At 39.8% G+C, this 13115-nt stretch carries 12 protein-coding genes; 8 read left to right on the top strand and 4 right to left on the bottom strand.

What is annotated here, in order from left to right; translation table 11 throughout:
- Positions 1-17: 17 nt before the first annotated feature.
- A complete protein-coding gene (locus CBF29_RS02515; protein ID WP_126806952.1) occupies positions 18-881 on the bottom strand; it encodes a DUF438 domain-containing protein in 864 nt (287 codons plus the stop codon).
- A gap of 736 nt (positions 882-1617) precedes the next feature.
- Here CBF29_RS02515 and CBF29_RS02510 point away from each other — a divergent pair.
- On the top strand, positions 1618-2490 hold the full coding sequence (locus CBF29_RS02510) for a metallophosphoesterase family protein (RefSeq protein ID WP_126806950.1): 873 nt from the start codon (positions 1618-1620) through the stop codon (positions 2488-2490).
- Positions 2491-2543: 53 nt separating this feature from the next.
- Here the strand turns inward: CBF29_RS02510 and CBF29_RS02505 are convergent, their stop codons facing one another.
- A complete protein-coding gene (locus CBF29_RS02505) occupies positions 2544-3512 on the bottom strand; it encodes a VOC family protein (RefSeq protein ID WP_126806948.1) in 969 nt (322 codons plus the stop codon).
- A 36-nt stretch (positions 3513-3548) separates the two neighbouring features.
- On the opposite strand from CBF29_RS02505, the gene CBF29_RS02500 reads away from it, so the two are divergent.
- Positions 3549-4139 (top strand): alpha/beta hydrolase, encoded by a 591-nt coding sequence (locus tag CBF29_RS02500; protein ID WP_126806946.1) that lies wholly within the window; start codon positions 3549-3551, stop codon positions 4137-4139.
- A gap of 15 nt (positions 4140-4154) precedes the next feature.
- On the opposite strand, the gene CBF29_RS02495 is transcribed toward CBF29_RS02500, so the two are convergent.
- Both CBF29_RS02495 and CBF29_RS02490 read right to left on the bottom strand, forming a co-directional pair.
- A complete protein-coding gene (locus CBF29_RS02495; protein WP_126806944.1) occupies positions 4155-4430 on the bottom strand; it encodes a GNAT family N-acetyltransferase in 276 nt (91 codons plus the stop codon).
- A gap of 4 nt (positions 4431-4434) precedes the next feature.
- Entirely contained in the window at positions 4435-4680 is a 246-nt protein-coding gene (locus CBF29_RS02490) for a (4Fe-4S)-binding protein (protein ID WP_126806942.1), read from the bottom strand.
- 515 nt (positions 4681-5195) lie between these two features.
- Between CBF29_RS02490 and CBF29_RS02485 the strand changes: the two genes are divergently transcribed.
- The 6 genes from CBF29_RS02485 to CBF29_RS02460 all read left to right on the top strand — a co-directional run bounded on the left by CBF29_RS02485 (position 5196) and on the right by CBF29_RS02460 (position 13114).
- Positions 5196-7874 carry a cation-translocating P-type ATPase gene (locus CBF29_RS02485; RefSeq protein WP_126806940.1) on the top strand — a complete coding sequence of 893 codons (2679 nt, stop codon included), beginning with the start codon at positions 5196-5198 and terminating at the stop codon, positions 7872-7874.
- Between the two features lie 104 nt (positions 7875-7978).
- Entirely contained in the window at positions 7979-8416 is a 438-nt protein-coding gene (locus CBF29_RS02480) for a hypothetical protein (RefSeq protein ID WP_126806938.1), read from the top strand.
- A gap of 355 nt (positions 8417-8771) precedes the next feature.
- The gene (queG, locus tag CBF29_RS02475; protein WP_126806936.1) at positions 8772-9938 is read left to right on the top strand and encodes a tRNA epoxyqueuosine(34) reductase QueG; all 1167 of its coding nucleotides are present in this window, start codon (positions 8772-8774) and stop codon (positions 9936-9938) included.
- 57 nt (positions 9939-9995) lie between these two features.
- Positions 9996-10631, top strand: coding sequence for a uridine kinase (gene udk / locus CBF29_RS02470; protein WP_126806934.1), 636 nt, complete (start codon positions 9996-9998; stop codon positions 10629-10631).
- Between the two features lie 272 nt (positions 10632-10903).
- Positions 10904-11740, top strand: coding sequence for a helix-turn-helix transcriptional regulator (locus CBF29_RS02465; protein WP_126806932.1), 837 nt, complete (start codon positions 10904-10906; stop codon positions 11738-11740).
- Between the two features lie 96 nt (positions 11741-11836).
- Entirely contained in the window at positions 11837-13114 is a 1278-nt protein-coding gene (locus CBF29_RS02460; protein ID WP_126806930.1) for a PTS sugar transporter subunit IIC, read from the top strand.
- Position 13115 lies beyond the last annotated feature (1 nt).

Here is a 13115-nt window from a genome sequence, read left to right as displayed (position 1 = left end):
GAAGTCAGCATATTCAGCTAAGAGACCATTTTGTCAGCAATCTCATCCAAACTATCTAATACTTTCTGAAGGGCAATGAGACGCAAGGGTTCATTTTCATTCTCGATTTCTACTGCTCGTTTGCCCGGCTTCCACTGTGGCGGGGCGGGAATATAAGCATAGCCAGTAGTATAACTTTCTTCAGCTATTATTTTCCAGTCTTCTAAATTAAAAATTTCTAACGCAACAGGGATCAGTACTTTTTCTTCTTTGTGAGTTATGGCAAATATTTTTTCTTTTAAAAACTGCCATTTTTCCAGTAACTCTTGATTATTGATTTTTTCAGCTTCTAGAGAGCTGATGAGTTTTAAAATGTCATCAAGAACTGCTTTGTCTGCCGGCACCATTGTTTTGAAAGGAGCCGCCACACCATATTTTTCTAAGACAGGCATGAGTAACATTTCTTTTCTGACATAATGTTTTTTTATCTGAGCTAAGTCGGCTATCGCGGCTTCTAAGCTATCTTTTCGCGAGTAGTCCCCTGTGTTTATTTTTTCAAGAAGACCATCGATTTCATCTGTTAATAGCGATTCTAAGACTTGATTTTCCAGCTTGAAAACATTCACCGGATGACCCAGCTGCTCATGCTCGTAATTGGATACATGTATGTCACTGACAGAACCGTTGAAAACAGCAGCGTGTATATTACATAATTTTTGAATTTCGCTAGGGTGCAATCCTTGTTGAATCAAACTTTTTTCAGCAGCAGCAATGTCGCTTACATCCACACCATCGAATTCTTCACTAAATAATCGCTTGGCTTCCTCAAAAGTGCCACCTTCATTTAACAAGGTGAGAATTTCAAGAATGCGTCGTTGACGTTGTTCAAATTTATTCCCCATTAGATTTGACTCCTTAATAATAATTTTTTATGAGTGCCAAAATAGCTACTGGCACTGCATAATAGATGTGTAGTTTCCCCCAAGGTGATTGTTAGCCGATGAACGGCAGCTGATACTATCTATAACTGATAACTAAAACGTCAGAAAGCGTTCACAATCCTTTCCATTATAACGTGAATGAGTGGCGATTTCTACGTGATTTAATCAATTTTTCATGATAGATTGCGACAGGGCAAATTAAAAGTGAGTAACCGAGTGTTTAGTTGGAAGAATCTCTCAGAGAGTAAGTCGATGGGAAAAGTCAGTTTTTTTGACAACAATAGCTTTACATCAAAGAAGTTCCACAAAGGACATCAAGGGGACAGCCTCGATGAATTTGTAAAAACAACCAGCACTCAATGAACGGATTAGAATTCTTTAGTGGCGATGATGTAAAGCTATAAAGTGATTATACCTTATTTAACCGTTTATAAAAAGAGGGATTAGTGAATCTTGTGAGGAGCATCCGAGAGCTAATAAATTTGAATAGAAAGAAAATAAGGGCGTGATGTTCATCAAATGTGAAGATAGTCGAAATTTTGAAAAACAAAAGCTAGCAGGTTTTTGTGAGGGTGGTTGAAAAAAGAGGCCTCTCTCGATAAAATAAAGAAAAGTCTTTTAAAAAAATTGCATGTATTGTAAGTGACCAATGATTTGAATAAATGTTTGAAAACACTGTGAGAGTGAGAGGTCGAAGATGAGACATAAGATAGGATTATTAAGTGATATTCATGGCAATGTAACAGCTTTAGAAGCGGTGATTGAAGATTCAAAACGAGAAAAAGTCACGGAATATTGGTTGCTGGGGGATTTGGTAATGCCTGGTCCGGGAGCTGCTGAGTTGTTCCAGCAGATTGATAAATTGAATCTTCCGGTTTTTGTCAAAGGGAATTGGGAAGACTGCTTTTTGCAGAGTTTGGCAGGGGAAATAGATTGGGAGGATCCTACAGATATTTATATCGGGAAATTGTCTAAGTATTTATGGGAAAATATTTCTGTCAAGGAGTTGGATAGGATTAAGGAGTTGCCGCTGTATGCCAGCCGCAAGGTCAATCATTTAAACTTTGGTATCTCCCATAACTTGCCTACTAAAAACTATGGAGGATTTTTATCGACCGTAAAAGGGCAGGAGAACTTTGACGAGTTATTTCCTTCAGAAGAAATCGATATTGCGGTTTACGGACATATCCATCACCAGATGTTGAGGTATGGCAGTGCTGGACAGATGATTATCAATCCGGGAGCCGTGGGACAGCCGTTTTCATTTCGAGACAAACTCCGTCAAGACTTAAGAGCCTATTATGCTATCTTGGAAATTGATGACGAGGGGCTTGCTCAAGTGGATTTTAAAAAAGTACCCTATGATGTAGCAAAAGAAATAACAAGGGCAAGACAATCACAATTGCCGTACTCAGAATTGTATCAAACATTATTGACAACAGGGCATACTCAGACACGAAATCGGATGCTGCTGGCTGAAATCAATGAGCAGTTTGGTTATAAGGAAGAGCTGCAAAGATTTTTAAAAAGAGCTGATTTTCGTGGAGCTTCAGATAAGACACAAAAATAATTAGACGAAAAAATGTCTGGAAATGTTTTTTTCATGACATTTCCAGACGTAGTTTATCTCTCTTTTCGATAACGGTCTATATTGGTTAGTTCTTCTTCAATACGTGGGCGTTGCGGTTCAAGAAAATCTGGCAAATAAAGAGGCAGCTCGTCAATAGTGGCCGTATCTTCAACAGATGGGACAGGTCTGGTTTTTGTGGCCACTTCAAAAAGCAGCCCGTTAGGTTCTCTAAAATAAGTGGCATCAAAAAATTCTCTAGGAAGTATTCCCGAAGTTATCATATTTTTTTCTTCGATTTTTTCTTGGATTTCCATCAAGTCTTCGTGGGTCTCTACATAAAAAGCCAAGTGGTGGATACCGCCGATACCTTGATCTTCCAGTGGGTTGATGCCATCTTCAATAAGATGTACTTCATGTTGGAAAACACTGTTTTTGTTAGTTAATACAGTTACCGGAAAACGGGGGTCGGGAATTTCTTGAGAGAAAAAAAAATCAAACCACTGTTCTAAAATATTTTGTGTCGCTTTAGGATAGCGTACCCTCAAATGGATCGAATGAATACCTGCAACGGCATAATCAGCAGGGATATCACTAGATGTGTTCGGCAAAAATTCATGCTCCGGTTGTCTAAGCACCGAAAAGCCCAATTTCAAACCATCAGGGTCTTCAAAACGCAAAATGTTGCTGTCGCCGTACTGCTCAATTCCCCAATGTTCAATAGAATAGTCATCTAGACGTTTTTCCCAATAGTCAAGAGCTTCTCTGTTGGGAACACCGAAGATTGTTCTTTCAATGGCGTTGGTGCCAAAGGTGTTTTGTTTAAACGTATTGATTTGAAAAACGGTAAACTCTGTCCCGGGACGTCCTGCCATGTCGGAGAAAAATAAGTGGTACATGGAAGTGTCGTCTTGGTTGACAGTTTTCATTAAAAGTTTCAACCCCAATATGTTATGATAAAAGTCATAGGAAACGTGACTATCGGACACTAGAGAAGAAACATGGTGCAGACCTAAACTTTTCATACTATCACATCCTTTATTCAAGATTGGAGGAAGCCGATGAGCTATTTTATGTCAGAAAAAAATCATGACGAATTATTTGTTTTATTTCACGGAACAGGGGGTAATGAGTATAGTTTGCTGTTTTTGACAGGAGAGCTTAACCCTCATGCGAGCATTATAAGTTTTCTGGGAGAGAATGGAAAGGGAAAAGATCGCCGATTCTTTGCACCCTTAGAAAATCAGCAATTAGATGTAGCGGACTTTCAAAACGCAGTCTCTGCATTTCTAGAAGAGTGGGACAGACTTTCTTTGAGGTCTACGTATTCAAAGATTATTTTTATCGGTTATTCCAACGGGGCTAATTTTATTCAGGGAATTCTGCAAGAACGCCCGGATATTGCAGACGAGACACTGCTGCTGCACCCGCAAGAATTTAAGCTGACATTTTCTAAGAAGGCTGAAAAAAATCAGCTTGTGATTACAACCGGAGCCAATGACACACTCAGCATTCCGGGAAACATCCTTCAATTGAAGAACCGTTTAAATGACTCTTTTCCTGAAGTCTCCTTTATCATAACAGATGGCGGACATGAAATGATTGATGAAGAAGTGTCACAAATAAAGACATGGTACCAAAGAAAAGCGTAAGAGAAATCTTACGCTTTACTTACGCCATACATCGGCATATTCTGTTTTTGTTTCAAATTCTTTTCTTGCAAAAGGGCATAGAGGAATAATTTTTTTACCTTCGTTTCGTGCTTTGTCAGCCACTTTTGCCACTAATTGCTCTGCTAGACCTTGTCCGCGGTAAGCATCTTCCACAAATGTGTGGTCTAAGATCAGCAGATTGTCTCCAGCGATGGAAAATGTCACTTCGCCAATTTCAACATCATTATCATCCAATAATTGAAAACGTCGTGTTTCTTCTAAAATTTTCACTTGATTACTCCTTTACGATATATTTCAGCGCACCACTAGGACATTTGTCAATCAGTGCGGTCAAATCTTCTTTTGTGGCATTATCAGCTAAAATCCATGGTTTTCTGTCCAAATTAAAGACTTCTGGATTTCCTTTGACACAGACACCAGAATGAGCACAAATCTTACCATTGAAAAAGACGTCCACTTCTTTTCCCATGTATTTACGATAACCTTTTGCTAACAACTCTTGTTCGTTCAAATTAACCATCCTCTCTATTTACAAGTTTTTCGTTCATAAATCTATACTTATTTTAATCCATTAGAAAAATAAAGTCTAACAAATTTCATTTAATTCTCATTATATAATTATATGTCGAAAAAACTTGATAAACAGCAGGATATTCGGATGTGAAAACGATAGTCATGGAAGTAACTAGGACTATTTGATGAAATCCAGTCGTTTATTTCCTGTGCTTTATTAAGATTTTTCCACACGATGATATTTTTGTATTGCTGACGGCGGCAGGAAAAGCTGCCATAGAAATTGTATTTTTCATCAAGGCCTGATATTGCATCCTCGATTATTTCATGTATAATGAGTAGTGAAATATATCCATAGGGGAGTAACTTGCGGACATGCGATACCGTGGCAACATCACCATCATGAAAGAAATTTCTGGTGTTGTCTTAAAAAGTGAGACTTATGTATGAACAGGTTATTGCTCATACATAAGTCTTTTTTATTCTAAATGGATAGAAGGGCAAATAATTAGGAGGAAAGAAATGTCGGAAACAAGGAAAAAACAATTAGTTGAACCCTTTTATACTCAAGCTGCAGATGACGTTTTGAAAAAATTCAGCGTCACTCGCGAAGGATTGAGTGAGGCAGAGGCTAGCAAACGTCTAGCAGAGTACGGGGAAAACCAGCTGGATGAGGGAAAGAAAAAAACACTGTTTTCTAAATTTTTAGATCAATTTAAAGATTTGATGATCGTTATCTTGCTGGTCGCTGCACTAGTCTCGGGAGCCATGGGAGATGTAGCGGAAGCGGGTATGATCGTTGCAGTGGTTTTTCTGATGGCGATTTTTGGTGTTGTACAGGAAGCTAAAGCCGAGCAGGCGATTGAAGCTTTAAGAGATATGTCTACACCAAATGCAAATATTTTACGGGACGGCAATACGAAAGTTGTCAAGAGTACTGAAATTGTTCCCGGAGATATCGTTCTTTTAGAAGCTGGAGATGTGATGCCGGCAGATGTACGTTTAATTGAAGCTAATTCGTTAAAAATAGAAGAAGCGGCTTTGACTGGCGAATCAGTACCGGTAGAAAAAAGTTTGGCAGTCTTGTCAGATGAAGAGACAGGTATTGGCGACCGTCTGAATATGGGTTATATGAATACAAATGTGACTTATGGACGAGGCGTCGGAGTTGTCATTGGTACTGGAATGAACACAGAAGTTGGGAAAATTGCCAGCATGCTGGCTCAAGCGGATGAAACTAATACGCCGCTAAAAGAAAATTTAAACCAGCTTGGCAAGTGGCTGACGTTTGCTATTCTAGGTATTTGTGTCATCATGTTTGCTATAGGGATGGCTAATTTAAGTGATGGAAAAACTTGGGTCGATATGTTGCTGACTGCTGTATCTTTAGCTGTGGCAGCTATTCCTGAAGGATTGCCGGCAATTGTTACGATTGTTTTGGCATTAGGGACACAAATCATGGCAAAAAGAAATGCTTTGGTTCGTAAATTGCCAGCAGTGGAGACTTTGGGAAGTACGGATATTATTTGTTCAGATAAAACCGGAACCTTAACTATCAATCAAATGACCGTAGAACAAATTTTTACGAATAATGACGTTCAGGCATCCACAAAGGATATTTCCCATGATGACATGACCTTAAAAGTGATGAATTATTGTAATGACACTAAGTTTTCTGCGGAAGGCACGCTGATTGGCGACCCGACGGAAACTGCGTTGGTGCAATATGGTTTAGACAAGACCTTCGATGTGCGTCAAGCACTGGAAAAGGAACCGCGTGTTGCGGAAGTTCCTTTTGATTCTGAGCGGAAACTGATGACAACTATTCATAAGTTGGCAGACGGCCGTTATTTTGTAGCTACCAAAGGGGCACCAGACGAACTACTGAAACGGACCACCTCCTTTGATTTAAACGGTGACGTTCAGCCAATGGACAAAATTCAAGAAGAATTGATTTTGACGACGAATACTAAGCTGGCTAAACAGGCGTTGCGTGTTTTGGCGATGGCTTATAAATATGTGGATGAAGTACCAGAAAACATGGTGTCCGAAGAAATCGAGAAAGATTTGATTTTTTCCGGCTTGGTAGGAATGATCGACCCAGAGCGGGAAGAAGCTGCAGAAGCTGTTCACGTAGCTAAGGGAGCCGGTATTCGTCCGGTGATGATTACAGGTGACCACCGAGACACAGCTGAGGCGATTGCCGAACGATTAGGCATTCTTGAAAAAGGGCAGCATGATGCAGTGATTACCGGTGCTGAGCTGAATGAAATGTCAGATGAAACATTTGCTGAACGTGTGGATCATTATTCTGTTTATGCCCGTGTATCTCCTGAACATAAAGTGCGGATAGTCAAAGCGTGGCAAACGAAGGGCAAAGTCGTTGCAATGACGGGGGACGGAGTCAACGATGCGCCTGCACTGAAAACAGCAGATATCGGTATCGGTATGGGAATTACCGGTACAGAAGTATCCAAAGGAGCCAGTGATATGGTGCTGGCAGATGATGACTTTTCAACAATCATCGTGGCAGTCGAAGAAGGACGTAAAGTTTTTTCAAATATTCAAAAGACGATTCAATATTTGTTGTCTGCAAACTTGGGAGAAGTATTGACATTATTCATCGCAACATTGCTAGGGTGGGATACTTTGCTTCCTGTCCACTTGCTATGGATTAACGTGGTGACAGATACCTTCCCTGCGATTGCCTTGGGTCTAGAGCCGGCTGAAAGAGATGTGATGGAGCAAAAGCCGAGAGGACGGGACTCCAGTTTCTTCTCTGGCGGGATTCTGAGCAGTGTCATCTATCAAGGAATTCTAGAAGCAGCAATCACTTTAGGGGTTTACCTCTATGCGATTAGATTCCCAGTCCATCAAGGCAATGAAGTGATGATTCATGCGGACGCTTTGACAATGTCCTTTGCGACGCTGGGGCTGATTCAATTGTTCCATGCCTTTAATGTGAAGTCGGTCCATGGTTCCTTGTTTAAAGTTGGTCCATTTAGAAACAAAGTATTTAACTATGCGGTGCTGCTTTCTTTTGTATTACTGGCGGCTACCATCGTTGTTCCAGGACTCAACGATCTGTTCCAAGTGGCCCACCTAGACGTCCATCAATGGGCAGTTGTGGCAGGAGCTTCGTTTTCTATTTTGCCAATTGTAGAAATCGTGAAATTTTTCCAACGGAAGCTTCTCTATTAAAATAAGACGTAAAGGAGCAGTAATTTTTTACTGCTTCTTTTTTTTATATTGAAAACAAGGTACAATAGGGCAATGACATATTATTGCAGAAGAAAGGATACGAAATGAAAAAAAATAATCTCACGTATTACATCCAAAAAATAAATCAGGTGGTTGAAGACACGGAAAAAACGGGAGAAACGATGCATCCCTTTTTTGAAATTGTCCGATCAGCAATCGATGAAAATAATGTAGATGAGCTGCAACCAGAAGAAATCATTGATATCAGAAAATCATTTGAAGACGGCGTTGCGAAGTATCAGGAGTTATTGGAAGTTATTAAATCACTGAAAGCGCCGGCAAGAGTGATTGGAATTCACAAAAAACTGGAACGTTCTTATACTTTGTATGTGGAAGGCTGTCAAGAAATGACTGATGCCTTATCTGAGGATGGGACCAGTGTTAAAATAGAAGATTTCAATAACGCAGAAGAGAAGCAAGACGAAATGACAGAAAAAATAGCCTTCTGTATTCAACGTATGACAAGCATTTTATTAAAATAAGAATATTTAGAATTAGTGGAATCTTTTTTGTGGACAAAATAATTAAAGCATAGTATTATGAGTCCATAACCAACAACAACCTTTTTATTTTTCATTTTACTCCTCCAGAGTAAAATAACTCCTTTTTTCCACTGCGGCTTTCAGCCGTGGTGGTTTTTTGTTTGTGAAAACGGCGTCTCGTTATTGTGTTTTGGAAGGTGTTTTTTTATACATCGTTTCTTATTGCGGGACAGTCGTGTTAAAATAAGTGGCAGAAGATAATTTCGTGTCGCATTTTAAAGTTAAGTAGCGGTTATGAGATTGCCGAAATCTTGTTTCGACAACAAAATGAAGTGAAAATGGCAGGGGAAAGAAAATGAATCAAGCACTAAAAGAAAAAATCATTGCTGAAAGTAAAAAAATCGGCATCGATAAAATCGGATTTACTGACGGGGCCCCTTTTAGCCACTTGGAAGAAAGTTTGCGGGAACAAAAAGACGCAGGGCATACGACCGGGTTTGAGCATCCTGATTTCGAGGAAAGAATATATCCTCAAAAAATTTTTGAAGATCCTCGTTCAATTATCGCCATAGCGTTAGCTTATCCTACAAAGATGACTCAGAAAGCAGAAATGATTCGGGGAGAACGACGGGGGAGTTTTGCCAGAGCCTCTTGGGGGACGGATTATCATATTATTTTGCGAGAAAGAATGAATCGTTTGATTTCGTTTATTGAAAAGGAAGTTCCGCACGAGCTAGGGCCTAAATTTAAACCAATAGTGGATACTGGCGAATTGATTGATGTGGCGGTAGCGCAACGAGCGGGTTTAGGGTTTATCGGGAAAAATGGCTTGCTGATTACTGAAGAGTTTGGTTCTTATGTTTATTTGGGAGAAATTATCACAAATATTCCTTTTGAGAAAGATGTGCCCATGGAGAGCCAATGCGGAGAATGTACCAAGTGTATTGATTTATGTCCCACCAGTGCACTCCTTGGGGATGGCAGAATGAACGGCCAGCGCTGTTTATCCTATCAAACGCAAACACGGGGAATGATGCCAGAAGAATATCGTGAAAAAATTCGTACGGTTATCTACGGCTGCGATATTTGCCAACAAGTGTGCCCTTTCAATCAAGGGAAAGATACTCATTACCATAAAGAGATGGAACCGGAGCCGGAAATCGTAACCCCTCTGCTGAGACCCCTTTTAACGATTTCCAACAAAGAGTTCAAGGATAAGTTTGGCCATCTGGCTGGTTCGTGGCGGGGGAAAAAACCGATTCAGCGGAATGCAATCATCGCTTTAGGCAATGCCCGCCAGAAAAATGCGTTGCCTGATTTATTGATGGTGGCTGAGAAAGATCCGCGGGCAGATATCAGAGCCACAGCTTTCTGGTCCATCGGCAAAATTATGGGTTCTCGGTTGGACGAAAGTATGAAAGCCTCTCTAGTTAGACTTTCAGCCCATGAGAAGGATGAAGTGGTGCGTTCAGAAATTAAAAAAATTCTAGCCTCGTTTTCTGAACAGGAAGAAAATAATTGATTCTTGCTAAAAGATAGTCTACTATTAGGAAGAATAAATGATGAAAGAGGTAGTCTAATGGCGGATAGAAAAAGTCCCGTGTTAATTGGTGTCACAGGAGGTTCCGGCAGCGGGAAAACAAGTGTCAGCCGGGCGATTTTGCAGAAATTCACAAAAGAACATTCGATCGTTCTGTTTGAACAAGATTCTTATTACAAGAATCAAAGTCATCTCACGTTTGAAGAACGTCTGAAAACCAATTATGATCATCCATTAGCGTTTGATACAGACTTGCTGATTGAACATCTGAGTGCTTTGTTGAATTATCAAGCGATAGAAAAACCGGTCTATGACTATGATGCCCACACGCGCAGCGGGAACGTTGAACATCAGGAACCTAAAGAAGTCATCATTATTGAAGGCATTTTGATTTTAGAAGATAAACGTCTGCGTGACTTGATGGACATCAAAGTGTATGTGGATACTGAGGATGATATTCGGCTGATTCGCAGAATCAAGCGGGATATGGTTGAAAGAGGACGCACGCTGGAGTCGGTGATTCACCAATACTTGACTGTGGTCAAACCAATGTATCATCAGTTTATCGAACCGACTAAAAAATATGCTGATATCATTGTTCCTCAAGGGGGAGAAAATCAAGTAGCGATTGATTTATTGACAACCAAAATTGCGTCCATAGTTGAAAAGCATTGAATTCATAACTTTAGCAGGTTAGCGGGAAAGATTGTCTCGTTGCCTGTTTTTTTTATTAAAAAAGTAAGTCAACCAGTTTGCGGTAAACGTAAAAAATAGGTAAAATTGAGTGAGGTAAGTAACAGTAACAAAAGATTTTTGAAAAATGTATTGGGATTTTTGGAATAAAAAGCATGGCAGTAATATTAGTTCATATAGTCAGCGTTTCACTTTTTCGTAGTCTCGTTTGATTGATTTATCGGAAAAAAGGTATCACATTAGGAGGGGCAAACATGTCTAAACCATTTTTTTATGAAAGGATTACGCCAACTGAAAATTACCCGTATAAAATTTTTACGTTTCAGACAAAGTCACCTGACCGCTTTATTTCCCCTCATTGGCATGAAAGTGCAGAGTTGCTGTTTTGTTTGTCAGGTGAGCTTGAAGTCAGCTTCCATAATAATAAGTATCATTTAAAAGGAAACGAGAGCCTTTTTATTAATTCCAACCATGTTCATTCCTCCAGAAGTCCGATTCCGGCTGAGTGTCTGGCGCTTCAATTTCCTCTGGATTTTTTGCAAGAAATTACCATCGGGAAATATTATAAGAATATATTATTTGATTTGAATCCTGAGAATACCCATCCAGATATTACCGAGATTTTATACTCAATTGCTCATTATTTTTCCACACCCTCAGTGAGTAATCACCTTCTTGTAAAATCACGTATCTACGAAATGTTTGCGATTCTTTACGACCGGCATACCTATGCAGCACCGGAAGTCAAGGAGGTCAAGTCAGCGAAACATCTCGAAAAAATGAGGAAAATCAACCAGTATATTTTAGAAAATTATACACGGGACTTATCTATTGAAGAGGTTGCAGCTGAATTTAATTATAATTCTTCCTATTTTTCCAGATTTTATAAAAAATTTATGGGGATCACATTTACTGAGTATTTAAATTCTGTTCGTCTAGAAACGGCCTATAAAGAACTGCGTGACAGTGACCGCACGATTTTAGAAATTAGTTTGGACAGCGGTTTTTCTAACATCCGCTCATTCTACAATGTTTTTCATAAAAATTTTGGCCTTTCCCCCCAACACTATCGGAAAAAATATTTCAAATAAAAGTCATTAGATTTCCGATTTATCGTAAAAAAGAGCCAAGAATTGAAAGCGTTATTATCCTATAATAGAGTTAATCAAGAAGTAGGAGGAATAACAATGAAAGATAAGATCATAGGTTTTTTTGACAGGCTATCCCCTTGGTTTGATAAAATGGGCACCAATCCTTACTTGCAAGCAATATCAGGGGCGATGATGTCAACGTTAGGACCTGCCTTTATCGGTTCTATTTCGGTTCTTTTTATCGTTTTGATGAGCATGGTCCCTTCTTTAGCAAAATTTTCCAATGTGGTCAGTTTGTTGTCAAAAGTAAATACAGTGACGTTAGGTGCTTTGGCAATTTATATAGCCGTATTGATGGCCTACCATCTAGTAAGGAGACTGGATGAAAAGGAGGACCCGATTTCAGCAGCTATTATTTCGCTACTAAGTTTTTTAATCATTACGCCTTTAGGACCAATGGCAGATGAAACTATGGGTATTCCAACCACTTGGCTAGGTGCACAAGGTGTATTCTCAGCTATGATTGTAGGTTTGGTCAGTGCTCGTCTTTACTTAGCTATCAAACACCGCGGCTGGACGATAAAAATGCCGGCTGGTGTACCGCCTATGGTGACAAGAATGTTTGAAGCGCTAATTCCAACTATTTTAATTGGGACATTATTTATACTGATTGATTTTATGTTCAGCATGTCAGCTTTTGGCAGCATGCATCAATTTGTCTATACGGTTATTCAAGTTCCTCTGAAAGGCATCGGAGGTTCTATCGGGGCTATGATTCTGCTAAGTCTGATTCAACAGATCCTATGGTTTTTCGGTATCCACGGCACCAATGTTATTTTGCCATTAGTCACGCCTCTATGGATGGCGATGGATGTGGAGAATTTAGAAGCCGTTCAAGCTGGATTGACGCCGCCAAATATTGTAGGTTTTGCATTTTTTAATATCATCACTTGGGGCGGCCTTGCTTTGGGGCTTGTGTTGCTGATGTTGCGGGCAAAAAGTAAACAATATCGGGAGGTGGGGAAAATATCTCTTATCCCTGCGTTGTTCGGGATTACTGAACCGGTGATTTTCGGAACACCTTTAGTGTTGAACTTTGATTTGGCAGTACCCTTTATCACAAACAATACCATTTCCTTGATCTTCGCTTATGTACTGACTAGAGTAGGCATAGTTGCACGATTCAAAGGAGTGCAAGCAATTTTCGGCCTGCCGTTGGGTGTCCACGGGGCGGTACAAGGAAGTATTTCTATTATCCTTTTACAACTATTCATACAATTGATTCTTTCTCCATTGCTGTGGTATCCGTGGTTCAAGCGGGTGGATAACCGTACCTACAAACAGGAGCAAGAAGCAGAAAAGGCGGCAGATTAAT

Source organism: Vagococcus elongatus, assembly GCF_003987645.1.
In the GTDB taxonomy this organism is placed as follows: Bacteria; Bacillota; Bacilli; order Lactobacillales; family Vagococcaceae; genus Vagococcus_A; species Vagococcus_A elongatus.
This window is presented reverse-complemented; position numbering and strand designations above follow the sequence as displayed.

What these genes read in the sequence shown, in the direction of transcription:
- CBF29_RS02515 (WP_126806952.1), bottom strand. Translation starts at nt 881, where the DNA reads ATGGGGAATAAATTTGAACAACGTCAACGACGCATTCTTGAAATTCTC.
- CBF29_RS02510 (WP_126806950.1), top strand. Translation starts at nt 1,618, where the DNA reads ATGAGACATAAGATAGGATTATTAAGTGATATTCATGGCAATGTAACA.
- CBF29_RS02505 (WP_126806948.1), bottom strand. Translation starts at nt 3,512, where the DNA reads ATGAAAAGTTTAGGTCTGCACCATGTTTCTTCTCTAGTGTCCGATAGT.
- CBF29_RS02500 (WP_126806946.1), top strand. Translation starts at nt 3,549, where the DNA reads ATGAGCTATTTTATGTCAGAAAAAAATCATGACGAATTATTTGTTTTA.
- CBF29_RS02490 (WP_126806942.1), bottom strand. Translation starts at nt 4,680, where the DNA reads ATGGTTAATTTGAACGAACAAGAGTTGTTAGCAAAAGGTTATCGTAAA.
- CBF29_RS02485 (WP_126806940.1), top strand. Translation starts at nt 5,196, where the DNA reads ATGTCGGAAACAAGGAAAAAACAATTAGTTGAACCCTTTTATACTCAA.
- CBF29_RS02480 (WP_126806938.1), top strand. Translation starts at nt 7,979, where the DNA reads ATGAAAAAAAATAATCTCACGTATTACATCCAAAAAATAAATCAGGTG.
- queG (WP_126806936.1), top strand. Translation starts at nt 8,772, where the DNA reads ATGAATCAAGCACTAAAAGAAAAAATCATTGCTGAAAGTAAAAAAATC.
- udk (WP_126806934.1), top strand. Translation starts at nt 9,996, where the DNA reads ATGGCGGATAGAAAAAGTCCCGTGTTAATTGGTGTCACAGGAGGTTCC.
- CBF29_RS02465 (WP_126806932.1), top strand. Translation starts at nt 10,904, where the DNA reads ATGTCTAAACCATTTTTTTATGAAAGGATTACGCCAACTGAAAATTAC.
- CBF29_RS02460 (WP_126806930.1), top strand. Translation starts at nt 11,837, where the DNA reads ATGAAAGATAAGATCATAGGTTTTTTTGACAGGCTATCCCCTTGGTTT.